Raw genomic sequence first — 23215 nt, 5'->3', positions numbered from 1 at the left:
TCTCCCCTGCAAGAAGGCATCGCAATGGACAAGGTTTATGCAAGCGCAGCGCAAGCTCTCGACGGGCTGCTGTTCGACGACATGACCATCGCCGCCGGCGGCTTCGGCCTGTGCGGCATCCCCGAGAACCTGATCGCGGCGCTGCTGGCGGCGGGCACCAAGGGGCTGACCATCGTCGGCAACAACGCCGGCGTGGACGACTTCGGCATGGGTCCGCTGCTCAAGACCCGCCAGGTCAAGCGCGTGTACGCCTCCTACGTGGGCGAGAACAAGGAATTCGAGCGGCAGGTGCTGGCCGGCGAACTGGAACTGCACCTGGTGCCGCAAGGCACGCTGGCCGAGAAACTGCGCGCCGGCGGCGCCGGCATCCCCGGCTTCTACACGCGCACCGCGTTCGGCACCAAGCTGGCCGAGGGCAAGGAAACCAAGCTGTTCGACGGCAAGGAATATGTGCTGGAGGAAGCCATCCACGCGGACGTATCCATCGTGAAGGCATGGAAGGGCGATCGCCTGGGCAACCTGGTGTTCCGCAAGACCGCGCGCAACTTCAATCCGATGATCGCCACCTGCGGCAAGGTCTGCGTGGCCGAGGTGGAAGAACTGGTCGACGTGGGCGAACTCGATCCGGACACCATCCATGTGCCGGGCATCTACGTCGACCGCCTCATCCAAGGCCCCGCGTACGAGAAGCGTATCGAATTCCGCACCGTGGCCGGCGCCAACACCGGCAAGGAAAGCCCGATCCGCACCGCCATGGCGCAGCGCGCCGCGAAGGAATTGCGGGACGGCTTCTACGTGAATCTCGGCATCGGCATCCCGACGCTGGTGGCCAACTACATTCCGCCGGGCATGGACGTTACCTTGCAGTCGGAAAACGGTCTGCTCGGCATCGGCCCGTTCCCGCAGGAGCGGGAAGTGGATCCGGACCTGATCAATGCCGGCAAGCAGACCATCACCGAACTGCCGGGCTCGAGCTTCTTCTCCAGTGCCGAATCGTTCGCCATGATCCGCGGTGGCCATATCGACCTGTCGATCCTGGGCGGCCTGGAAGTTTCCTGCCATGGCGACCTCGCCAACTGGATGGTGCCGGGCAAGATGGTGAAGGGCCCGGGCGGCGCGATGGACCTGGTCAGCGGCGTGAAGCGCGTGGTGGTGCTGATGGAACACAACGCGAAGGACGGCTCGCCCAAGATCAAGGACCAGTGCGACCTGCCTATCACCGGCAAGGAGTGCGTGGACCTGATCATCACCGACCTGTGCGTGTTCGCGGTCGAGAAGGGCAAGGGCCTCACCCTGATCGAGCTGCAGGATGGCGTGACGCTGGACGACGTCAAGGCCAAGACCGGTTGCGCGTTCGCCGTAAGCCCTTCACTGAAGGCGTAAATCCGCAGCGCGGCCTTCCGGCGCATGCCGGAGGCCGCACTTTCCGATGCAACGACAGGCCCTGATTAACCGCTCCCGGAGGCATCCCCACAAGTTCGCCCTCTTCCCTGATTCATCAACGGCGCAGGTAACAGGCGGAAGCGCCCATGAGTCCGGTACGCAGGCATGGACCGTCAATGGTCAGCTGCATGCGATCAAAGAGCGGCGAGAGATCGTCCGCGCCTCCACGGGTGGGGCGCGGCTGACCCGGTGATGTGCGCTGCAAGGTGATGGTGTTGCCTTGCTTTATCCAGCGGCCCGTTGCCGTACCGTAGGCAGCACCCAGCTCGATGCCGGCCTGAAAGCTGCCGTCCGCCTTCAGCACCACGCGGGAAGCCACTTCCATCAGGTCGCTCAGCACATAAGTGCCTTCCGGGTGCGCGGCGATATCGATCAGCGGCGGCTCAGGCGCGGGGTGGGCAAGCGCGTCTGCATTGGTGACGATGGTGGCGGAGGCCGGGGGAGCCCAGGAATCGTAGGGGATGCCATGTTCTGCGATGTACTGCTTGGCCTTGCCACCTATACGTACATAGCGCCCGCCATACTTTCCTTGGTCGGGGCCTAGCGGCTCCACGTCCGCCTGACCGCGCATGACTTCCACGGGCTCGAAGCCCAGTCCCGCGTTCCACACGACGACATGTCCACCGGGAGCTACGCCAATGGCGATGTTGGTACGGCAGCCCTGCACGCTTTTGCCCTGCCACACCATGGGGACTTCGGTTGTCAGCGCCTTTCGCAAACTATCGGGCACGATGAAACGCCAGGTATAGGTTTGCGGTTCGACCAGCGATTGCCAACGCACATAGATCTCCTCCGGCGCGCTCTTGCGGATATACACACCGGTGTTGGCACCGGGGCCGATACGTCCCCAGCCAACGGTCTGATCCAGTTCTTCCGCCATGCCTTGCGGAATATTGAAGACACCTCCGCGGTCATCACGCACCTCCAGCGCCTCCACCCAGGTCTCCATGTACGCGGGGGTGACAACGCCTACCGTCCATTGCGGACAGAATTCAGACTTGCCATCCATAGCATCAGGTGACGGGCCAGCACACACAGACAGCGACACCAACAGCAGCAACGCGCCGAAATAACGCCAATCCATAGGGAGTTTCTTCCTTGCTCAATGGTCCGGCTTGGGCTCGAACACCAGACGCTCACGCCGGTTCGCGGGGCGCATGGGAAAGATCAGCCCGGGGCCAGCCCCAGGTTCAGGCAACGTAGCCTTGGTCGATGCATTGCGGGTGGCGGGTTCTGTGTAGGTGGGTTGCCAGCCCATCCGCGTCCAGTGCGCGGACTGGTGCAGGTGGCGGCGACTCAGCAAACGCTTCTCCTCCACCGCCGGGGCGTAGCCAAACACCAGGCCGATGCCGTCGGTAATGGGGTAGATGCCCTTGCATCGGGGGCAGAACACGCGATGGCCTTTGCCGGCCACGCGATGCCCTTTCTCGCGCATGGTGGCGTAGCCCTCCATGACATAGCCGTCATGGTCGGTGCTGGCGCAGCAGGTGATGAGCTTGCGTTGTTCCATGGCGATACCCGGTCTCTCAAGCGAAGGCACCCAACTGCCGGCTGGTCAATGGATACCGATGGAAGCGCGCGCCATGCGGCCACGCGCTATGCCCCGTACTCACCGGGTACCAACGTGCTAACCATGGGGAATACAAGGTCTCAGGGTTTTACGTCGCTTTCGACCCGGCGCTCAATTGGCCGGAACCGGCGAACCTTGTAGGTTCATCACCTTGCTGCATCGAACGGCCAACGAAGCGGCTACATCGCAACGCCAGCATGCCTCACGTGGCCTCGCAGCATGCATGACTGCGCGAAGCCATGCACGTCCAGGCTTTAGGCCGCCACCGGCGTCGAATCCGGGAAACGGATACGCGCGATGTGCCGGCGGCCTTCGCGCGTCTGCAATTCCAGCGGCCAATGGAACCGCTCACTGATGCGCTGGGCGATGGCCAGCTCGAAGCCGTGGCGGTTCACTGCCGCCGATGGGGCCATCATCTCGCCGCGATGGGTCACCGTCACCACGCCGGGCATCACCGCGACCACCACCGTGCCACCCTCGGCCTGCTGGCAGGCGTTGCGGATCAGCTGCCAGCACAGCACCGCGAACACGCGCGGCGAACCATGCAGCATGAAGCGCGCGGGCTCTTCCAGCTCCAGCGTGATGGGACGCCCCTCGAGCATGTCCAGCACGTCGGGCAGCTCGTGACGAATCACGTCGTTGACGATGAAGTCTTCCTCGGTAAGCCCGTTGTCGGACTCGCGCGCAAGTATCAGCAATGCCTCGACCAGCGCCTCCATTTCACGTGTCGAGCGCTTGATGCGCTGCACGGAGCGCTGGCCGAATTCACCCAGCATCGGATCGTCCGCCAGCATGTCGGCGGACATCTTGATGACGGTGAGCGGGCTGCGCAGCTCGTGGCTGGCGTCGCGGGTGAAGTTGCGCTCGCGCTGGTTGTATCCGGCGATGCGGTTGGCAAAACCGTAAAGGCTGCTGGCCAGCGTGGCGACATCGGCATCGGTACGGCGCGGCAGTTCGTCCGGACGCCAGCCGATCAGGTCGGGCGATTGTTCGTCCCAGTCGCTGACCGCCTGCGCCAGCCGGCTGACTGGCGCCCACTGCCGCCGGGCGGCCAGCCACGCGAGCACGCTGATGATCACGATCAGCACGAGCACGGCGCTGACGGGCGCCACATCATAAAAACCCATCAGGCACGCGATCACCAGAGCCAGCAACTGCAGGCCGAAGATGATCGCCAAGCGCCGATGGAACAGCCCGCGACGAAACATCCGCGCGGGCTGCGCACTACCCCTGCTGGCCATAGTCAACTCATACGGGCGCGATCATGCCGGCTGCGAGGCAGAAGCTACCTCCGATTCAAGATCGGCAAGGCGATAACCGGCGGAGTGAATGGTATGCAGCAGCGGGCGCTCGAACGGTTTGTCGATCACCCGCCGCAGGTTGTAGAGGTGCGAGCGCAACGTGTCCGAATCGGGCAGCGTGTCGCCCCAGATCTCCCGCTCGATGTCGCGGCGACTCACCACGCGCGGCGATTCGCGCATGAGGATGGCCAGCAACTTCAGGCCGATCGGCGACACGGTCAGTTCCTGCCCGCCGCGCACCAGGCGCAACGTGGCGGTGTCCAGCGTCATGTCGCCCACGGTGAGGATCTCGGTGGATACCTGCCGGCGGTCACGGCGGATCAGCGCACGCAGGCGCGCTTCCAGCTCACGCACTTCGAAGGGCTTGACCAGGTAGTCATCCGCGCCCGCTTCCAGCCCCACCAGCTTGTCTTCCAGCGTGTCGCGGGCGGTGAGCATGAGTACCGGGGTGGATTTCTTGGCGTCGCGGCGGAGCTTGCGGCACACGTCCAGGCCATCCATGCCCGGCATCATCAGATCGAGCACCACCACGTCATAACTGTTGGACACGGCCAGGTGCAAACCGCTGACGCCATCGGCGGCATAGTCCACCGAATAACCCCGCCGCTCCAGAAACTCGCCGACCATTTCCGCGATCTGGCGGTTGTCTTCCACCAGCAGAATCAATCCTGATTGTTCGTCGCGTGAGCTCATCCTTACCTCCTGAAGCAGACTTCACAAAGGTGAACAGCTAACGATCCGCATCGTGAGCGTCATGTGAAATGACGATCACCGGTTCACGGTAAGTTGTGATCGGCTTCACGTCTAGTGCAATAGCGGCTGCAGTCCTTTCCACACGTTTTCCAGGACTTGCGGCTCGGCGGAGGCGACCGGATGGAGGCCGTCCTCCTGCATCAGCTCAGGCTTCAGTGCGACGCCATCGAGCAGGAACGGCACCAGCGCGGCCTGCTTGTCGCGTGCCAGGTCGGCGTAGACGGCGCGCAGCCCATCGCGATATTGCGGGCCGTAGTTCACCGGCAGCTCGATGCCCAGCAGCAGCACCTTGGCCCCGGCCTGCCGGCCCGCGTCGATCATGGCGGCCAGGTTGTCCTGCAAGGGCGCCAGCGGCAGGCCGCGCAGGCCATCGTTGGCGCCCAGCTCGATCACCAGCACGGCCGGGTGGACCTTCGCCAACAGCGCCGGAAGCCGGTTGCGGCCGCTCAGCGAGGTTTCTCCGCTGATGCTGGCATTGACCACCGACCAGGGCGGCTCCATCTTGGCTAGACGGTCGCCGAGCAGATGCACCCAACCGGACTCGACCGGAATGTTGTGCGCGGCGGACAGCGAGTCGCCCAACACCAGTACGGTTTTCGGCGGGGCCGCATGGGCCGTACCGACGGCAGCCAGCAGCAGCCAGCAAAGGAAACGACGCATGAGTGGCAATGCCTCCGGTTTTTCCAGCCACGTCCTTCTGGACGCGGTCGATGTTAGCAAGTCGGTCCAGGGCCCCGAAGGACGGCTGGACATCCTCAGCGGCGTGTCCCTGCAGGTGCGCGAGGGCGAAAGCTTCGCCATCGTGGGCGCCTCCGGCTCGGGCAAGACCACCCTGCTCGGCCTGCTGGCCGGCCTGGATACGCCCACCAGCGGCCATATCGCGCTGGATGGACATGCGCTCGAACAACTCGACGAGGAGGCCCGAGCGGATCTGCGACGCCGCCTGGTGGGCTTCGTGTTCCAGTCGTTCCATCTGCTGCCGGCGCTTACCGCCGAGGAAAACGTGATGCTGCCGCTGGAGCTGGAAGGCCGCGACGATGCCCGCGCCCGCGCCCGCGAAGCGCTGGAGGCGGTCGGGCTGACGGCGCGGCGCCGCCACTATCCGGCCCAGTTGTCCGGCGGCGAGCAGCAGCGCGTGGCGATCGCGCGGGCGTTCGTGCACAGCCCGCGCCTGCTGTTTGCCGATGAGCCCACCGGCAACCTCGACCAGCGCACCGGCCACCACATCAGCGACCTGATGTTCGCGCTCAACCACGATCACCGCACCACCCTGGTGCTGGTGACCCACGACGCCAAGCTGGCAGCGCGCTGCAACCGCCAGGTGGAACTGGAAAACGGCCGCGTGGTGACACCATCGCGCACCTCGGCGGCGGTGGCCCCATGAAGCTGCTCGCGCTGTCCCTGCGCAGCCTGCGCCGCGAATGGCATCTGCCCGAGCTGCGCACGCTGGGCGCTTCGCTGCTGCTGGCGGTGGTGGCGCTGGGCGTGGTCGCCACGCTGTCCACCCGCATGGAACGCGGCGTGCTGGCCAGCGCGGCCGAACTGATCGGCGGCGACGTGGGCATCAGCTCGCCGCAGGCGTTGCCAGCCACCTACGCCAGCCAGGCCGCGCAACGCGGGCTCAAGCTCACCACCGGCGCCAGCTTCCCCAGCGTGGCCTTCGCCAACGGCCAGAGCCAGTTGCTGGACGTGCAGGCCACCGACCGCGCCTATCCGCTGCGCGGCACGCTGGAATTGCTCGATACGCAAGGCCACAGCGTCATCGGCAACGGGCCGCCCGCCGGCGCCGCCTATCTGGATCACCGCGCCCTGGTCGCGCTGAAGCTGCGCCTGGGCGACACCGTGCAACTGGGCGGCCGCGAACTGCGCGTCACCGGCGAGCTGGTACGCCAGCCCGATGGCGGCGAGCTGGTGGCGATGGCGCCGCGCGCCTTGATGAATATCGGCGACGCCGAACAGGCGGGCCTGCTCGGCGTGGGCAGCCGCGCGCGCCATCGCCTGCTGGTCGCTGGCGAGCCGACGGAGGTGCAAGGCTGGCGCGACTGGGTACAAGCGCAAACCCTGCCACAGGGTGCCGAACTGATCACGCCGGAGCAGACGCAGGAGCGCATGCGCAGCGCCTTCGACCGGGCCAGCGCCTTCCTGCGCCTCACCGCCCTGCTCTCCGCGCTGCTTTCCGGCGTGGCCATCGCCCTTGCCGCGCAACGCTATGCGCGCCGCAAGACCAACGAAGTGGCCCTGTTGCGTGCCCTGGGCACGCCGCGCCGGCAGGTGCTGGGCCTGCTGGTCGGTACGCTGGGACTGCTGGCGCTGCCCGCGGTGATCGTCGGCGCGCTGGTGGCGCTGGCGCTGTCCCAACTGGTGTGGGGCTTCGCCAGCCAGCTGTTCGCCACCGTTCCGACGGTGCTGCCGCTCGGCCCCGCCTGCGCCGCCACGCTGATGGGGCTGGCCGTGCTGGCCGGCTTCGCGCTGCCACCGCTGACCCGGCTGGCCGAGGTGCCGCCAGTGGCGGTGTTCCGCGAAAGCGCGGCGCGGCGCGTACGGCGCTTCGATGCGCTGTACCTGGTGCCCGCCCTGGTCGCCTTGTTGCTGATCTGGAGCCAGAGCGGCTCGGCCAGGCTGGCCGGCGTGCTGGCCGTGAGCCTGCTTGGCGTGGCCGTGATCGCGGCCCTGCTATCAGCATTGCTGCTGTGGATTGCACGTCGGGTGGCGCCCGGTGCGCACCCGGCACTGCGGCTGGGCCTGGCCGCGCTGGCGCGGCGCCGGGGCATGAGCCTGCTGCAGGCCACCGCGCTGAGCCTGGGCCTGGTCGCCCTGCTTCTGCTGGCCATCGTGGCACCGGCGCTGCTGCAGGGCTGGCGCCAGGAGCTGCCGGCCGACACCCCCAACTGGTTCGTGCTCAACCTGCAGGACGACCAGCGCGATGGCTTCGAACAAGCGCTTGCGCACATGGGCGGGCAGCGGCTGAACATGCTGCCGCTGGCGGTGGGCAAGCTCACCGCCATCAATGGGCAGCCGATCGACCAGCTGAGCTTCCAGGACGAACGCGCCAAGGACTGGGCCGACCGCCAGCTGCGCCTGTCCTGGGCCGGCGAGCTGCCGCCGAGCAACGAAGTGGTCGCCGGCCGCTGGCCGGGCGAGCATCCGGCGCAGGCCGAAGTGTCGATCGACACCATGTGGCGCGACATGTTTGCGCTGAAGGTGGGCGACATCCTGCGCTTCAACGTGGGCGAAGGCAGCCTGGACGCGCGCGTGGGCAGCATTCGCAAGGTCGACTGGAGTTCGTTCCGGGTCAATTTCTTCCTGGTGCTCGACCCGGCCCATGCCAGCGACCTGCCGCATACCTGGATCGCCAGCTTCTACCTGCCGCGTGGGCATGCGGAAGCGCTGGCGCAGCTCTCGCGCGATTACAGCAACCTCAGCCTGATCGACGTGGATGCCATGCTCGACCGCGTGCGCGAGATCGTGGACCAGGTCAGCGCCGCGGTGCGCTGGGTACTGGGCTTCAGCCTGCTGGCTGGCGCCCTGGTGCTGGCGGCGGCACTCGCGGCCAGCGCGCAGGAGCGCCGCCACGAGGCCGCCCTGCTGCGCACCCTGGGCGCGCGCCGCTCGCAATTGCGCGCGGCGGCGGCATGCGAATTCGCGCTGCTCGGACTCGTGGCCGGACTCACCGCCGCCTTCGGTGCGGCCGGCACCGGGATGTGGCTGGGGCATGCGATTTTCCATATCGAGCATTTCGTGCCGCCGCTGGGCGCGCTGTTGCTGGCCGCCTTTGCCGCCGCCGTGGTGGTGATGTTGCTGGGCCTGGCCGGCACCTATCGCGTCAGCCATACCTCGCCCATGCGCCTGCTGCGGGAAAACTGAGCTTTGCCGGCGCTGGCTGGGATCAAACGTCTCGCGCAGGAACGCCTGCTGCTCGGCTTCGCGCTGCTGGCGCTGATACTCGCCGTGGCCGATCCACGCCCGGTAAGCGACTACCGGCGCTGGCTGCAGTTGCCCACGCTGGCCGGCCTGCTGGGCCTGCTCATCTGCATCCAGGGCATCCGCGACAGCGGCCTGGTGCAGCGCGCCGCCGCCGCGCTGGTGGCTCGCGTGCATTCGCTGCGCGGGCTGGGCCTGCTGCTGGTCAGCAGCGCCGCCCTGCTGTCGATGGTGCTGACCAACGACGTGAGCCTGTTCCTGCTGGTGCCGTTGACGCTGGCGATCGGCGGCATGTCCAACCTGCCGGTGCTGCGCGCAGTGATCCTGGAAGCGCTGGCGGTCAACGCCGGCTCCACGCTCAGCCCCATCGGCAATCCGCAGAACCTGTTGCTATGGCAGTACGGCCAGCTGCCCTTCCTCGCTTTCACCCGCGCCATGCTGCCCGTGTTCGCCGCCATGTTCGTGCTGGTGGTCGCACTGACCGTGCTGTGGATGCCGCGCGGGCGTGTGCAGCTGCATGCGGAAGATGTGGACGGCCATCCGGTATCGATTGCGCAGGCCATGCTGTCGGTGGGCGCGCTGGCCAGCATGGTGCTGATGATGGAGCACGGTCACGCGGTGCTGGGTGCGATGCTCCTGCTGGTGCCGTTCGCGCTGCTGGAGCGCGGCACGCTGCTGCGCGTGGACTGGCTGCTGCTGGCCACGTTCGCCGCCATCTTCGTTGGCCTGGGCCATTTTGCCGAGCTGGCACCGGTGCAACACGCTCTGGATGATCTGAACCTGGACAACCCGCTCACGCTATACGTGAGCGGTATCGTCGCCTCGCAGCTGATCAGCAACGTACCGGCCACCGTATTGCTGCTGCGCCACGCGCCGGATGCCGCGGCGCTGGCCGTGGCGGTCAACGTAGGCGGCTTTGGCATGGCCATCGGCTCACTGGCCAATCTCATCGCCTTGCGCCTGGCGAAACAGCCGCGCGGTGGGTGGTTGTTCCATCTGGTGTCGGTGCCTTTTCTGCTGGTGTGCGCACCGCTGGTCTATGGGGTGTGGCGCTGGCTTGGATAGCGTGCGGAATGCCCGAAGGGGCGAGCGTAGCGGGTCATTCAGCAGTGGCTGTGTGCCGGGTTGTCGCGATATGGCGATTGGACTCGCCTGCGGCGATAACGCCACCATCAAGCGCACAGCCACTGGGTCCCCGCTTCCGCAGGGACGACGGGCCAAGAGCGAGCGCGCCTCGCGCTTGCCCAGATTCAGTCATCGCGATCGTGCGGTACGCTGACCTTGCCCTGCACGCCCGAGTGACTGATATCGCCACTACCCTTGGCACCCACGCTGAAATCGCCGCGCACATCGCGCACGCGCAGATCACCCGAACCCAGCGTATCGACACGCACGCTGCCGCCAACCTGGGTCAGGGTGACATCACCGGAACCCACACTGCCGACACGCGCGTCGCCACGGATGCCATTCACCTTGACGTCGCCCGAACCCACGGAACCCAGGTCGAGGCTACCCACGTCATTCGCGTCCACATCGCCCGAGCCCACGCTGCTGGCAAACGCCCCACCGATCTTGCTCACATGCAGATCACCCGAGCCAACCTGGGTGTTCAACCGCTGCAGCCCGGTCACCCATGCATCGCCCGAGCCGACATTGAGCACCACCGGCATCTGCGTGGGCAGTTGCAGGTTCAGGTCGAGACTGGTGTAGACAAAAAAGCCGAACACGAGGTGGCTCTTGCCGCCGGCCTCGACGATGAGTCGATCACCCTCGCGCCGCTGCGTCACCACCAGGTCATCCAGCAATTTGGGATCGGAGGCACAGGCCCGCCCCGTCAACGTACCGCCCTTGGCGCTGTCGCTGCCGCTGAGGTGCAGGTCGTAGCTGTGTATATCCACTTCCACTTCGCGCACGCCATTGAGGTCGAGCGTGAGATTGCGTGGCGCCTGGTATTTGCAATTGTCGGCCTGCGCGACCAGCGGTGCGAGCAGAAGAGCGGCGAGAAGAAGGCGGCGCATGGAGAACTCCTTGGGGTCATCAGTCCCACATGGGATGTGCCAGGCGGGCAAAAGGTTGAAAAACCACCCGCGATGTCCTGCATGGTCAACCGGCACGACGAAAATACGTTTGAGGCAGGACATCCATCGTGAGAGCCACGACCATGCAGCGCAAGACCTTGCTCGCTTCCACGTTCGCCCTGTTGATTGCCGGCACGGCCGCACTCGCCGTCGCCCAGGACGCGGCCCCGAACGCGCCGGCGGCGGCCCCCAAGGCGGCACCGGCACCGGGTCACGGCGGCGACGGTTTCCGGGGTGGCCCGGGCTTTGGTCCCGGCTTTGGCGGGCCGGGCTCGGCCGTCATCGATGACCTGCGCGCCCTGGAGCATCTGTACAAGGTAAGCGGCCGCAGCAAGGAGCTGCCGGCCCTGTACAACGAGGTGTTGTCCAAGTCGCAGGATCCGCGCGTGCGCACCTACGTCTACCACCAGCTCGCCCGCGCGCAGTCGGCACCGGCCAATCCGGATCAGGCGATTGCCACGCTGCGCAAGAGTCTCGACGAGAACCTGGCGAACGAGGCCAGGCAGCGCGCCGAGTTCGACAAGATGCGCAGCGATTGGGAGCAGCACCGCGGCCCGATCAAGCCGGCTCCGGCGCCGGCCGCCCAGCCATAACCAGAAGAAGAATCGGCACTGCCGTCCGGCAGCGCCCTGTCCTGAGGCACGGGAACCCCAGAGCCCGTGCCTCCTTTTTCAGGTGGCCGCTTCGTCCACGCGCTTGACGCGTTGCCACAGCGCCTCCTGCTCCACCAGATTGCGCTGCGGCAAAGGCTGGCCATCGTCGCGCGCCAGCTGTTCCATCCGGCGGAAGCGCCGCTCGAACTTTGCGTTGGCGTGACGCAGCGCCTGCGAGAAATCGACGCCGGCGTGGCGCGCCAGATTCACCACCACGAACAGCACATCGCCGATCTCGTCCTGCAAGCGCTGCGGATCGCGGCCATCGGCGAACTCGGCGCGCACTTCGTCCACTTCTTCCAGCAGCTTGTCGAGCACGGGACGTTCATCGGGCCAGTCGAAACCGACCCTGGCCGCACGCTCCTGCAATTTGAGCGCACGCTTCCATTCGGGCAGGCCGCGCGATACGCCGGCGAGGGCGCTGTCGTCATGCTGCTCGCCCTTGGCGGCGCGCTCGGCTTGCTTGATGTCTTCCCAGCCCCGCTTCTGGGCCTCCAGGTCGGCGTAACTTTCGTCGCCAAACACGTGCGGATGACGGCGCAGCATCTTGTCGCTGATGGCGTGCGCCACATCGGCGAAATCGAACAGGCCGGCTTCCTTCGCCATCTGCGCGTGAAACACCACCTGCAGCAGCAGATCGCCCAGTTCATCGCGCAGGTCGCGCCAATCCTGGCGATCGATCGCGTCCGCCACCTCGTAGGCTTCCTCGATGGTGTACGGCGCGATGGTGGCGAAATTCTGCTTCACATCCCACGGGCAGCCGTTCTGTGGATCACGCAGACGGGCCATGATGGCGAGCAGATCATCGAGGCTGTGACGGGTCATGAAGGTCGGGCTACGCGTGGCGAGGGGAGCCACGATCATGCCCCAGAACGCCTTGCCCGGCGAAGCGGGTTCACAGCGAGGTGGTCAGACTGGTCAGCCAGTCCGGGCTGATCGACAGCAGCACGGCTTCGAGCTTGCGATCCAGCCCGCTCAGGATCAGCGTGCCAAACAGCACGAACAAGCCCCCCATCACCGCCTTGGCCGTGTGCCCGAACGAGGCCAGTGAGCCGCGCATCCGCATCATGGTGGCGTGAGACACGCCACCCAGCAGCAATAGCGGTAATCCGGCTCCCAGCCCAAATACCGCCATCAGCAAGGCGATCTGGCCGAGGTCGCGTCCCTGTGCCGCCAGCGTGGTGGCCGCACCCAGCGTAGGCCCTACGCAAGGACTCCACACCAGGCCCAGCAGCAAGCCGATAAGGAACTGGCTCGCCGGGCCCTCGCCCTTGATCGCGCCAAGGGCCCGCTGTCCGGACGAACCCAGCCGCGAGCTGAGCCGGGCAAAAAGCCCCTGCAAACGCGTCGAGAGCATCACCGCGCCAAACAACACCAGCAGTACGGCAGCGGCGCGCCGAAGCGTCTCCGCCCCCAGGCCAATCGATGCGCCGACGGTGGCGATAAACGTGCCCACCACCGCGAACGACAATGCCAGCCCCAGCGCCAGCGCCGCCGTGCCAAGGCGATGCCGCGACAACGCGGATGCGATCAGGATGGGCAGGATCGGCAACACACAGGGCGACAGGATCGACACCACGCCTGCCGCAAAACTCACCGCATAGGTGCCTGCGCCAAAATCCATCACAGCGCCTGCTGCAGCACCGAGCGAATGACCGACTCCTGCGTCTGGCCGGTGGAACGGGTGACCTCATGTCCCTGCTTGAACACCACGAACGTCGACTGCGAGCCGACCTTCAGTGTTTTCTCCAGCGCGGTTTCCGTGTCGTAATCCGCCACGAAGATGGTGATCGGTCGCAGCGAAGGCTCCATCGCCAACTTGTCCACGATGGGTTTCTGCACTCGACAGGTGGGGCACCAGTCAGCGTGGAAGTACACCACCACCGGCTTGCCCGCCGCCTTGTCGCGGTCGAACTGCGCCCGGTTGAACGGCACCTCATCGGCGAGCGTAGCGGAGGCCAGCAGCAACAGCAGCGAGCAAACAAGCGTTTTTGCCAACGGTTTCATGACGGTGTATTTCCTTGTGATGATGGTCTATCCCGCTATCAGGTTCTTCGCCGCGGTGACTGCAGGGGTTACCTGGGGAGGGTGCTGCCGCGCGTCATCCGTGTCGGTCAACTCTGGGTTCGAATGCCCAGCCAGCGCGCCAGCAGCGTGTCGACACTGACCTTGCCAGGACCGGCGATCAGCAGCCAGAGGAAGATCAGGCTGTACACCACTTCATCCGCCTCGACGTAATCGTCCAGGCCCATCAGGTTGCTCGAGACGACCAAGGTGACAGCCACCGCCATGTTGATGAGCATGGGAACGCACACCAGCCGCGTGAACAGGCCTAGCATCAACAGTAGCCCGCCGATGAGTTCGGTCCAGGCCGACAAGGTCGCGCTGAAAGCCGGAAACGGAATGCCCCAGCCCACGAAGCGCTGCGTAAAACCAGCGATGTTCTGCACCTTGGCGATACCCGTTTCCAGCCAGAAATAGCCGAACACTACGCGCATCACCAGGGGACCCAGCCAGCGCACGCGGTGCAGCATGGCCAGTACGCGAGTGGCATTGTCAGCAATGAACCGTTGCATCGCAGGAGTCCCGGGAAAGATTGAGTGGTCGACATCATGCTCACGCGTTTCACGCGTTCGCCATGCCTCTTCGTCCATGCTTTCTTGCCGCGCGTCCAGTCCTGTCAGTGGCCCCGCAAAGCCGGACGATCGGGCACAAAAACGGGATGCACAGAGGCAGCCAGCGACGCGCGTGGCTATCGACAATGCAACGGTCGGGTTCCGATCGGCACCATCACGCGACCCGGCAAGACATCCCTCCATGCCGCACCTGATGGCGGCCACCGACTACAGGAATCCACTCATGAAGACCAACAAGCTCAATGGCGGCGCCATGGCCATCATGGTCGCCGGTCTGTTCGCCATGACCTCGCTGTCCGCCACGGCAGCCGACAAGACCAGCACCAGCGGTGACACCGCCTCGGTCAAATGCATGAACTCGTCCTCCTGCAAGGGCCAGGGTGCCTGCAAGCAGGCCACCAACTCCTGCAAGGGCCAGAACTCGTGCAAGGGCCAGGGCTTCACCATGCAGAAGTCCCAGCAGGACTGTACGGCTGCACAGGCAGCGGCGAAGCAGGCCTCCTGATCGCCACGGCGGGGCCTGTCACCTGCAGGCCCCGCCCTCCTCTCATGAACATTCACGACACTCCCAAGTTGCCCTGCCTTGGCTACGGCCTGGGCCTGCGCGTCGATCACTACGAGAGCCTGCTCGAACGCCCCGGCCCGGTCCAATGGCTGGAGATTGTTTCCGAGAACTACATGATCCCCGGCGGACGGCCGCTGGCGTGGCTGGAGCGCTTCCGTGAACGCTTTCCGCTGGTTATGCATGGTGTATCCATGTCGATCGGCGGCACCGATCCGTTGGACGAGGGTTATCTCCAACGACTGGCCGAACTGGCGCGCCACGTTCAACCCAAGTGGATCTCCGATCATTTGTGCTGGACCGGCGTGCAAGGGGTGAATCTTCACGACCTGATGCCGCTGCCCTATACCGAGGAAGCCCTCGCGCATGTGGTCGAGCGCGTGCAGCGCGTACAGGAGCGACTGGGGCGACGCATCCTGCTGGAGAACGTCTCCAGCTACCTGCGCTTTGCCGAGTCGCAACTGACCGAATGGGAATTTCTCGCCGAAGTCGCCACGCGGGCCGACTGCCTGATCCTGCTCGACATCAACAACATCTATGTCAGCGCACATAACCATGGCTTCTCGCCACTGGCCTATCTCGATGGCATACCGGCGTCGCGCGTGCAGCAGTTCCATCTGGCCGGGCATGAACATGCCAGTCAATTGATCATCGACACGCACGATGCCCCCATCGTCGACCCGGTATGGCAGCTCTACGTGGAGGCGGTGCGCCGCTTCGGCCGCGTATCCACCATGATCGAGCGCGACGACCATATTCCGCCGCTCGACGCATTGCTGGCCGAGTTGGCGCACGCGCGCCAGCTGGCCGAGCCGTTGCTGCAGGAGGCCGCGTGAGCGATCTGCGGGCGCTACAGCAACAGGTGCAGCAGGCGGTATTGGCCGACCAGTCGCACCTTCCGGATGGCTGGCCCGGCGACGGACTGGCCAGCTCATCCGACCGTCTGGACGTCTATCGTCACGGCTATCGCATCCGCCTGCGTGACGCCCTGGCCTCGGAATTCCCGGGCCTGGCGCTGATGGCGGGGAGGCGCTTCGAGCATCTGCTCACTGGCTACATCGAGGCGCATCCGTCCGGGCACTACAACATCCGCTGGCACGGCGCCGGGCTGGCTGCGTTTCTCGACTATGGCCTGCCGTGGAGCAGGCAGCCGGCACTGGCGGATATGGCGCGTCTCGACTGGGCCATATCGACCGTTTTTGATGCGGCCGATGAGGCGGTCATTGCCCCGGACGATCTGGCCGAACTGCCCGGTGACGCCTGGGTCAATCTGCGGCTGCGCACACAGGGGCATCTGCAGCTGTTGCCATACGAGTGCAATATCGACGCGTTCCGCCGTGCCGCCGACCGCGGCATGCCAAGGCCCCATCTGCGCCGCTACGCGAAGCGCCGCCATCTACTGGTATGGCGGCAGGCATTGGCGGTGCGTTATCGGCCTGTCGCTGATGACGAAAGGCTTGCGCTGACCACCCTTATCCAGGGCGGGACGTTCTCCCAACTCTGTGAGCGGCTGTCCGACCGTCATGGCCCCGCCACTGCCATGCCTCGTGCCGCCCAGTTGCTACACCGCTGGCTGGACGATGGATTGATTGCTTGCATGGAGCTGTCTTAGCCCGGCATGTAACCCCCGGCGGCTTCCGGCGAATAGATGTCATAGCGCATCACGACGGAAGGATCGCCATGTACATCGAATCGCACCCGGCATTGGCCGATCGCCCCCGGCCCTCGCTGATCGAGCCGGCGCTCGAGTCCCTGCTGAATCAGTCGATGCTACGCGTGGAGGTGGTCGCCGAACTGCATCGCTGCGGCTCGTGGTTCCTCAATGCGCCGCGCTATACCAGCGGTCTGTTCCACCTGGTAGGCGCCGGTCGCTGCCGGCTCGAAGGCCCAGCCCTGGAGTCCGCGCTAGCCTTGGAGGCCGGTGATCTGGTGGTATTGCCGCACGGCGATCCCCACTGCCTGAGTGCCAGCGCTGAAGGCCCGTCACGCGACACCGACCGTACCAGCATGATCTGCGGCCAACTGCGCTTCTTCGGCAACGCGCATCACCCGCTCAGCCACGCGCTGCCCAGTTGCTTCGTCGTTCGCTCACAGGAGGCCGGCCCCACCTTTCGGCAGCTCTCTTCCATGATGGTGGGCATCGTCGAAGAGGGACTGGTCGGTCGTCAGGTGCTGCTGAACAAGTTGGCCGATGCGCTATTCACCCTGGCTATCTGTCATTACGCCCGCTACACCGATGAGCGCCGCGGGCTATTTGCCGCCCTTGCCGATCCGCGCATCTGCAAAGTGCTGCACGCGGTGCACGACGCCCCTGGACAAGCCTGGACCATGCAGTCGATGGCAGCCACCGCATGCATGTCGCGCTCGGCGTTTGCCGAGCGGTTTACCCAACTGATGAAGATGCCGCCGATGCAGTACGTCACGCAATGGCGGGTAAGCATCGCCGCGCAGCTGCTGCGCGATCGACAACAATCCGTCGCCGGCATCGCCCAGCAACTGGGCTACAGCAGCGAAGCGGCATTCCGGCGGCTGTTCAAACGGGTCAGCGGCATGAGTCCGGGCAAGATCCGCGCAGACGTCGTAAGCACGGCACTCAACTGAGCGCCGTGCCGGTCAGCCTTGCGTGACCACGTGGCGCAGACGCTCCGACCAATCGATGGCGCTGTCGCCCACCGCAAGAAACTCGGGATTGATCAGCGAGTCGCGCGTGTTGTAGCGCAACCGGTCGCCCGCCAGGTTCAGCAGCGCGCCGCCGGCTTCCTCCAGCACGCATTGCGCGGCGGCGGTATCCCACTCGCTGGTGGCGCCCAGGCGCAGGTAGATATCCGCATCGCCCCGGGCGATCAGGCAGAACTTCAGCGACGAGCCCATCGGCAGCGGCTGATATTCCGCATCCAGCAGCGCCTGCAGCATCTCGTGGGTATTGGCGCCATGCGAGCGGCTACCGGCCGCCACGGCGGGCTCGGCCAGGTCGCGCGTGTGCAGTGCCAGCCACGGTGCGTCTTCGGTCACCTGCAGCCATGCACCCTCGTTCCGCGCCGCGGCGTATAGCTCACCGGTCACCGGCGCGAGCACCACGCCGAGCACCGGCTCGTGCGCGTCCACCAGTGCGATGTTCACGGTGAATTCGCCGTTGCGCTTGACGAATTCGCGCGTGCCATCGAGCGGATCGACCAGCCAGTAACGCGTCCAGCGCTGACGTTCCGACCAGGACGCCGCGCGCGCCTCTTCCGACAGTACCGGCAGCGCGGGATCGAGCTCGGCCAGCCCAGCCATGATCACGCGTTGTGCGGCGAGGTCCGCAGCGGTCAGCGGCGAGGCATCGGCCTTGTGCTCCACCGCGAAATCCTGGCCGTAGATGTCCAGGATGGCCGCGCCGGCGCGGCGCGCGATATCGGCGATGGCTTGCAGCAAGGCGGAAACAGGGGCGTCGCCGCTCATGGCTGGAAGCGCCCGGCCAGATACTCGCGGGCCATGAACAGCGCGGCGATGGAGCGCCCTTCGGTCACGTCGTCGCGCGCGATCAGCTTGTGCAGTTCGTCCATCTTCCACGGCACCACTTCAAGTTCTTCCGGCTCGTCGCCGTCAAGGCGCTCGGGGTACAGGTCCTGCGCCAGCACCACATGCGCCATATGCGTCATGTAGGAGGGCGACAACGACAGGTTGTGCAGTATTTTCAGCTTGCGCGCGCCGTAGCCGACTTCTTCCTTCAGCTCGCGGTCGGCGCCCTGCTCGGCCGTCTCGTCCTGATCCAGCCGGCCCTTGGGCAGGCTCAGTTCGTAGCGCCCCACGCCGGCACCGTATTCGCGCACGAGCAGCACGGTCTCATCGTCGATCATCGGCACGATGATCACCGCGCCCAATCCACTGCCCTTCAGGCGCTCGTAGGTGCGACGCTCGCCATTGGAGAATTCGAGGTCGAGTTGCTCGACATGCAGGAAGCCGCTGTCGTGCACGTCCCGGGTCGCATGGATGATCGGTGGTTTGCGCATTCGGGCATTCTAGCGCCTAAGCGCTTCGGCCATCCGGGAAAGGGCCAGGCCATGCAGCGCGGGTACGCCCGCCAGCACGCTGCGCGTGTCCAGGGTCAACGCCTGGCCGTCCAGATCGGTGAACACGCCGCCCGCCTCGCGCACGATCACCGCCAACGCGGCGATATCGAGGATATTCACGTCCGACTCCAGCACCAGGTCCAGGCCGCCGCGCGCCAGCAGGTGGTAGTGGCAGAAATCGCCATAGCCACGAATGCGGTTGCTGTCGCGGATCAACGCACCCAGCGCGTCCCAGCGCGCATCGGTGGTGAGCGACTTGAGGTTGCCGGTAGACAGCGATGCCTGCGCCAACTCGGCGGTCGCCGCCACCTGCACGCGCTCGCCTTCGAACCAGCTGCCGGCTCCGGCACTGGCCCACATCGTCTCGCCATAGACCGGGGCGCTGGAAATGCCAAGCACCAGCTCGCCGCGATGCATCAACGCGATCTGCGTGGAGAAGAACGGCGTGCGCCGCACGAAGCTCTTGGTGCCGTCGAGCGGATCGACCAGCCACAGCAGTTCGTGCCCGTCGCCGTCGCGGCCGAATTCCTCGCCATAGATGGAGGCCTGCGGCAGCGCGGCCTGCAACACCTTGCGGATCGCCAGCTCCGCCTCGCGATCGGCCACCGTCACCGGCGTGTCGTCACTCTTGAGCTCCACGTCCACGCCGCGACGCCAATAATGCAGCAGCACTTCGGCCGCCGCCTGGGCGGCTTCGCGCGCGGCCTGCAGGGCATGCGGCAGATTCAGTTCGCTCATCGTCTCCCCTCGGGTATCGCGGCGGCCAGGCCGCCACTGTAGTTGATATGCGTGATGCCGCCGGCATCGGTGCTGCCCAGGCTGGTCAGCCAACGTTGCAGCGGCGCATTCGCACCGCGCGTCGATGCCTGCGCCGTAAGGCGGCGAGCCAGCGGGCTGAGCTGCAGTTCCCCATCGATATGCAGCGGCCCCTGTCCGTCATCCTGCAGATGTCCGCCGATGACGCCGTTACTGCCCTGCACGGCCAGTTGCAGCGTACCCAGCGATACCTCGCCATGGCGCGGCGTGAGCAGCGTGGCGCGCTGCCATTGCACCTGGGCCTCCAGTTCCAACGGCCAGCCGCCATGCAGTTGGATGCGCGATGCCGTCAGCTCGACGGTGCCCCGGGGCCGCCCCATGGGAAGCGTGATGTTCGCCGGCAGCAGATTGAGGTCGGCATGCAAATGGACGTCCGTCCACAGCGCATCGGCGCCGTTGCGCCCCGCCATTTGCCCGCTGAAATCCACCCGGGGACCGCTCAGGTTCACGCTGAACAACGTATCGCCGAGCAGCGCGCGACGGGATAGCTGCCAACTGACCTGGCCCAGGTTCTCGCCGCGGGAGGAAAGCACCTGGCCGGCACGGCCATCCCACAGCAGGCCGCTCACCGCCTGCAGGCGCACGCCCGGCAAACGGGAGGCCAGCCAGGGCATGGCCCAGCGCGCGGGCAGGAACCACAGCAGCAGGAAGCCGATCGCCAGCAAGGCCAACAGGCCGGCCAGCCCCATACGCCAACGCTTCAAAACGACTCCCGGACTTGAGTGAAGGTGCTCCAAGCACCGATCATAGCCGGATGAATACCTTCCCCGCCGTCGATGCGCTGGTGCGCCGCGACCTGCAACACCTGTGGCATCCCTGCACGCAAATGCACGATCACGAAACGGTGCCGATGGTGCCGGTCGCCCGCGGCGATGGCGCCTGGCTGGTCGGCACCGATGGGCGCCGTTACCTGGACGGCATCAGTTCGTGGTGGACCAACCTGTTCGGGCATGCCAATCCGCGCCTGGCGGCAGCACTGGCCGAGCAGGCGCGCACGCTCGAGCACGTGATATTCGCCGGCTTCACCCATGAGCCGGCCGTGGCGCTGGCCGAGGAGCTGGTGCGCGTGACACCGCCCGGCCTGGAACGCGTGTTCTACGCCGACAATGGGTCGGCGGCGATCGAGGTGGCGCTCAAGATGAGCTTCCATTATTGGCTCAACCAGGGCCATGGCGAGAAGACGCGGTTTATCGCGCTTACCGGCAGCTATCACGGCGAGACGCTGGGCGCGCTGTCGGTCAGCGATGTGGCGCTGTATCGCAAGACCTATGCGCCTTTGCTGCTCACGCCGATTCTCGCGCCCTCCGCCGATACCTATGAGGCCGAGCCCGGCGAGAGCGCCGCACAGCTGGCGCAGCGCCGGCTCGGCGAGCTGCGGCAGCTGCTGCAACGGCACGCCCACGAAGTGTGCGCGGTCATCGTCGAGCCACTGGTGCAATGCGCCGGTGGCATGCGCATGTATCACCCGGATTACCTGGCTGGACTGCGCGCGCTGTGCGACGAGTTCCAGGTGCATTTCATCGCCGACGAGATCGCCGTGGGCTTCGGCCGCACCGGCACGCTGTTCGCCTGCGAGCAGGCCAAGGTGGCGCCGGACTTCATGTGCCTGTCCAAAGGGCTCACCGGTGGCTTCCTGCCGCTGTCGGCGGTGCTCACCACCACGCACGTCTACGAGGCGTTCTATGCCGAATACAGCGCCGGCAAGGCGTTCCTGCATTCGCACAGCTACACCGGCAATCCGCTGGCCTGCCGGGTGGCGCTGGAAACCCTGCACATCTTCCGGGACGAACCGGTGTTGGCACGCAACCGGGCCTTGGCGGCCCACCTGGCATCGCGGCTGGCCCCGCTACGCGATCACCCGCATGTGGCGGACGTACGCCAGACCGGCATGATCGCCGCGGTGGAACTGGTGGCCGACAAGCGCCGCCGCCAGCCCTTCCCGCCCGGCGAACGACGGGGGCTGCGCGTGTACCTGCACGGATTGGAAAACGGCGCGCTGCTGCGTCCGCTGGGCGACGTGATTTATTTCATGCCGCCCTATGTGGTCACCACGCAGGACATCGATCACCTGGTGGACGTCGCCACCAGCGGCATCGAACGCGCCGTGGCGGGCTGAGCGGCCGCGCCACGGTCAGCCGCGGTCGTCAGTGGCCGCCGCGCACGGTGATGCTCGGGTCGAGCATCTGCAGTGCCGGCCCTACATTCGGCTGGCCCGTGCGATCGAGGTCTTCCTTGCTGTAGCTGTTGCCGTGTACCGGCAGGCAGTTGCCCGGCTTGGGCTTGATCAGGCTGCCGGTGGTCTGCAGGCAGTTGCGGTCGCCCGGCTTGGGCACCGGCTGCTGATCGGCCTGCGTCGGCGTATAGGGGCTGATCTGCCCGCCCGGCAAGGCGTGCATATGGGACGCGTCGGCGGCGGGCGCCGTGGTGTCCTGCGCCACGGCTGCGGTGGTCGCCCCCAGGGCGATGAGCAAGGCGAGCAGGGTCGGTTGAGTGGGCTTGGACATGACTTCCGCCTCCGGAAGGGAACGGGCCTGACTTCATGCTGCGCCGATGTAGTCCTTCAGGCAATGGCTCCTACCTTTGCCTCACCCGTTCGTTCAGCTTTTGCCCCGCAACCCGCGCGGGACGGCGCTTCGCGCGTCCGTTATGCTCGCCGTTTTGACGGCACGAATCGCTCCATGCGCACCATCCGCATCCATGTCGACCATCCCCTGGCCGTCGGCCTTGAATTGGGCCTGCCCGCGCAGGCCGGGGAGCATGTGGCGCGCGTGCTGCGGCTGGTCGCCGGGGATGGCATCACGCTGTTCAACGGTGACGGCCACGATTACCCCGCCGTCATCCAGGCGGTGGGCAAGCGCGACGTGAGCGTACAGGTGCTGTCGTCGCAGCCCATCGACAACGAATCGCCGCTGCGGCTGACCCTTGCGCAGGGCGTGGCGCGGGGCGAGAAGATGGACCTGATCGTGCAGAAGGCCACCGAGCTTGGCGTGGCGCGCATCGTGCCGCTGCTCACCGAGCGTTCCGAAGTGCGGCTGGATGCGGCACGCGCCGAGAAACGCCTGCTCCACTGGCGCGCCGTGGTGGCCAGCGCCTGCGAGCAAAGCGGCCGCGCCAGCCTGCCCGAGGTCATGCCGGCCATCGCGCTCGATGCGTGGCTGGGTTCCCTGGAGAACCACGGCGCCCTGCGCCTGGCCCTGCTGCCGGAAGGCACGCACAGGGCCGGCGAGCTGCGTTTCGCACCGGCCGGGGGCATCCTGGTGGTTGGCCCGGAAGGGGGACTGGGTAACCGGGACGTGGCCGCGCTGACCGAGGCCGGCTTCCAGGGATTGCGGCTGGGCCCGCGCATCCTGCGCACGGAAACCGCCGGCCTGGCCGCCCTGGCGGCGCTGCAGGCGCTGCACGGCGACGTCTAGTCGCCGTGTGCCAAGGC

Annotated in this window: 26 protein-coding genes; 11 read left to right on the top strand and 15 right to left on the bottom strand. The window is 66.2% G+C overall.

The annotated features are described in order from the left end of the window. The first annotated feature begins 24 nt into the window (after nt 1-24). Nucleotides 25-1383 (top strand): 3-oxoacid CoA-transferase, encoded by a 1359-nt coding sequence (locus tag MJ606_RS18355; protein ID WP_279236944.1) that lies wholly within the window; start codon nt 25-27, stop codon nt 1381-1383. A gap of 115 nt (nt 1384-1498) precedes the next feature. On the opposite strand, the gene MJ606_RS16845 is transcribed toward MJ606_RS18355, so the two are convergent. From MJ606_RS16845 to MJ606_RS16825, 5 genes are all read right to left on the bottom strand, one after another. Continuing rightward, complete coding sequence (locus MJ606_RS16845) at nt 1499-2527, bottom strand: DUF2931 family protein (RefSeq protein WP_243050708.1); 1029 nt, start codon at nt 2525-2527, stop codon at nt 1499-1501. Nucleotides 2528-2545: 18 nt separating this feature from the next. Continuing rightward, complete coding sequence (locus MJ606_RS16840) at nt 2546-2953, bottom strand: PAAR domain-containing protein (protein WP_243050707.1); 408 nt, start codon at nt 2951-2953, stop codon at nt 2546-2548. A 314-nt stretch (nt 2954-3267) separates the two neighbouring features. Next, a complete protein-coding gene (locus MJ606_RS16835) occupies nt 3268-4254 on the bottom strand; it encodes a HAMP domain-containing sensor histidine kinase (protein ID WP_243050706.1) in 987 nt (328 codons plus the stop codon). A gap of 21 nt (nt 4255-4275) precedes the next feature. Beyond that, on the bottom strand, nt 4276-5007 hold the full coding sequence (locus tag MJ606_RS16830; protein ID WP_243050705.1) for a response regulator transcription factor: 732 nt from the start codon (nt 5005-5007) through the stop codon (nt 4276-4278). Between the two features lie 111 nt (nt 5008-5118). Continuing rightward, nucleotides 5119-5727 carry an arylesterase gene (locus MJ606_RS16825; protein ID WP_243050704.1) on the bottom strand — a complete coding sequence of 203 codons (609 nt, stop codon included), beginning with the start codon at nt 5725-5727 and terminating at the stop codon, nt 5119-5121. Between MJ606_RS16825 and MJ606_RS16820 the strand changes: the two genes are divergently transcribed. The 3 genes from MJ606_RS16820 to MJ606_RS16810 are packed head-to-tail and all read left to right on the top strand — an operon-like array spanning nt 5726 to nt 10053. Further along, a complete protein-coding gene (locus MJ606_RS16820; RefSeq protein WP_243050703.1) occupies nt 5726-6451 on the top strand; it encodes an ATP-binding cassette domain-containing protein in 726 nt (241 codons plus the stop codon). The two genes, MJ606_RS16825 and MJ606_RS16820, sit on opposite strands and share 2 nt — an antisense overlap. Beyond that, nucleotides 6448-8931: an FtsX-like permease family protein gene (locus MJ606_RS16815; RefSeq protein WP_243050702.1), complete on the top strand. Its 2484-nt coding sequence runs from the start codon at nt 6448-6450 to the stop codon at nt 8929-8931. Before MJ606_RS16820 ends, MJ606_RS16815 begins: the two co-directional genes overlap by 4 nt. Nucleotides 8932-8943: 12 nt before the next feature. Next, complete coding sequence (locus tag MJ606_RS16810) at nt 8944-10053, top strand: SLC13 family permease (protein ID WP_243050737.1); 1110 nt, start codon at nt 8944-8946, stop codon at nt 10051-10053. A gap of 185 nt (nt 10054-10238) precedes the next feature. Here MJ606_RS16810 and MJ606_RS16805 read toward each other — a convergent pair whose 3' ends face one another. After that, entirely contained in the window at nt 10239-11006 is a 768-nt protein-coding gene (locus MJ606_RS16805) for a DUF4097 family beta strand repeat-containing protein (protein WP_243050701.1), read from the bottom strand. 128 nt (nt 11007-11134) lie between these two features. Between MJ606_RS16805 and MJ606_RS16800 the strand changes: the two genes are divergently transcribed. After that, on the top strand, nt 11135-11659 hold the full coding sequence (locus tag MJ606_RS16800) for a hypothetical protein (RefSeq protein WP_343214827.1): 525 nt from the start codon (nt 11135-11137) through the stop codon (nt 11657-11659). A 78-nt stretch (nt 11660-11737) separates the two neighbouring features. Here MJ606_RS16800 and mazG read toward each other — a convergent pair whose 3' ends face one another. From mazG to MJ606_RS16780, 4 genes are all read right to left on the bottom strand, one after another. Next, nucleotides 11738-12544, bottom strand: a complete 807-nt coding sequence (gene mazG, locus MJ606_RS16795; protein ID WP_279236953.1) for a nucleoside triphosphate pyrophosphohydrolase — start codon at nt 12542-12544, stop codon at nt 11738-11740. A gap of 70 nt (nt 12545-12614) precedes the next feature. Next, nucleotides 12615-13343 (bottom strand): cytochrome c biogenesis CcdA family protein, encoded by a 729-nt coding sequence (locus MJ606_RS16790; protein ID WP_243050700.1) that lies wholly within the window; start codon nt 13341-13343, stop codon nt 12615-12617. Further along, nucleotides 13343-13726, bottom strand: a complete 384-nt coding sequence (locus MJ606_RS16785; RefSeq protein WP_243050699.1) for a thioredoxin family protein — start codon at nt 13724-13726, stop codon at nt 13343-13345. Before MJ606_RS16785 ends, MJ606_RS16790 begins: the two co-directional genes overlap by 1 nt. 107 nt (nt 13727-13833) lie before the next feature. After that, nucleotides 13834-14373 carry a DoxX family protein gene (locus MJ606_RS16780; protein ID WP_243050698.1) on the bottom strand — a complete coding sequence of 180 codons (540 nt, stop codon included), beginning with the start codon at nt 14371-14373 and terminating at the stop codon, nt 13834-13836. 205 nt (nt 14374-14578) lie between these two features. On the opposite strand from MJ606_RS16780, the gene MJ606_RS16775 reads away from it, so the two are divergent. From MJ606_RS16775 to MJ606_RS16760, 4 genes are read left to right on the top strand one after another with little or no spacing between them, the layout of a single operon-like run. Next, complete coding sequence (locus MJ606_RS16775; protein ID WP_243050697.1) at nt 14579-14860, top strand: hypothetical protein; 282 nt, start codon at nt 14579-14581, stop codon at nt 14858-14860. A 44-nt stretch (nt 14861-14904) separates the two neighbouring features. After that, a complete protein-coding gene (locus tag MJ606_RS16770) occupies nt 14905-15753 on the top strand; it encodes a DUF692 domain-containing protein (protein WP_243050696.1) in 849 nt (282 codons plus the stop codon). Next, entirely contained in the window at nt 15750-16529 is a 780-nt protein-coding gene (locus MJ606_RS16765; RefSeq protein WP_243050695.1) for a DNA-binding domain-containing protein, read from the top strand. Before MJ606_RS16770 ends, MJ606_RS16765 begins: the two co-directional genes overlap by 4 nt. Continuing rightward, a complete protein-coding gene (locus tag MJ606_RS16760) occupies nt 16511-17518 on the top strand; it encodes an AraC family transcriptional regulator (protein ID WP_243050694.1) in 1008 nt (335 codons plus the stop codon). Before MJ606_RS16765 ends, MJ606_RS16760 begins: the two co-directional genes overlap by 19 nt. 12 nt (nt 17519-17530) lie before the next feature. Here the strand turns inward: MJ606_RS16760 and cysQ are convergent, their stop codons facing one another. Genes cysQ through gspN form a run of 4 tightly spaced genes read right to left on the bottom strand, consistent with a single transcriptional unit; the run spans nt 17531 to nt 20489 of the window. Then, nucleotides 17531-18358, bottom strand: coding sequence for a 3'(2'),5'-bisphosphate nucleotidase CysQ (gene cysQ / locus MJ606_RS16755; protein ID WP_243050693.1), 828 nt, complete (start codon nt 18356-18358; stop codon nt 17531-17533). Then, the gene (gene nudE / locus MJ606_RS16750; RefSeq protein WP_243050692.1) at nt 18355-18909 is read right to left on the bottom strand and encodes an ADP compounds hydrolase NudE; all 555 of its coding nucleotides are present in this window, start codon (nt 18907-18909) and stop codon (nt 18355-18357) included. Before nudE ends, cysQ begins: the two co-directional genes overlap by 4 nt. Nucleotides 18910-18918: 9 nt before the next feature. Then, nucleotides 18919-19707, bottom strand: coding sequence for an inositol monophosphatase family protein (locus MJ606_RS16745; protein WP_243050691.1), 789 nt, complete (start codon nt 19705-19707; stop codon nt 18919-18921). Next, on the bottom strand, nt 19704-20489 hold the full coding sequence (gene gspN / locus MJ606_RS16740) for a type II secretion system protein N (RefSeq protein ID WP_243050690.1): 786 nt from the start codon (nt 20487-20489) through the stop codon (nt 19704-19706). The genes MJ606_RS16745 and gspN overlap by 4 nt, the downstream gene beginning before the upstream one ends. Nucleotides 20490-20539: 50 nt before the next feature. On the opposite strand from gspN, the gene MJ606_RS16735 reads away from it, so the two are divergent. After that, complete coding sequence (locus tag MJ606_RS16735; protein ID WP_243050689.1) at nt 20540-21901, top strand: adenosylmethionine--8-amino-7-oxononanoate transaminase; 1362 nt, start codon at nt 20540-20542, stop codon at nt 21899-21901. Nucleotides 21902-21929: 28 nt separating this feature from the next. Here MJ606_RS16735 and MJ606_RS16730 read toward each other — a convergent pair whose 3' ends face one another. Then, a complete protein-coding gene (locus tag MJ606_RS16730) occupies nt 21930-22289 on the bottom strand; it encodes a hypothetical protein (protein WP_243050688.1) in 360 nt (119 codons plus the stop codon). A 174-nt stretch (nt 22290-22463) separates the two neighbouring features. On the opposite strand from MJ606_RS16730, the gene MJ606_RS16725 reads away from it, so the two are divergent. After that, nucleotides 22464-23198: a 16S rRNA (uracil(1498)-N(3))-methyltransferase gene (locus tag MJ606_RS16725; RefSeq protein ID WP_243050687.1), complete on the top strand. Its 735-nt coding sequence runs from the start codon at nt 22464-22466 to the stop codon at nt 23196-23198. Nucleotides 23199-23215 lie beyond the last annotated feature (17 nt).

The organism is Dyella sp. RRB7 (assembly GCF_022761115.1).
GTDB lineage: Bacteria > Pseudomonadota > Gammaproteobacteria > Xanthomonadales > Rhodanobacteraceae > Dyella.
The sequence above is the reverse complement of the archived record's forward strand: the minus strand, read 5'-3'. Positions and strand labels throughout refer to the sequence as shown.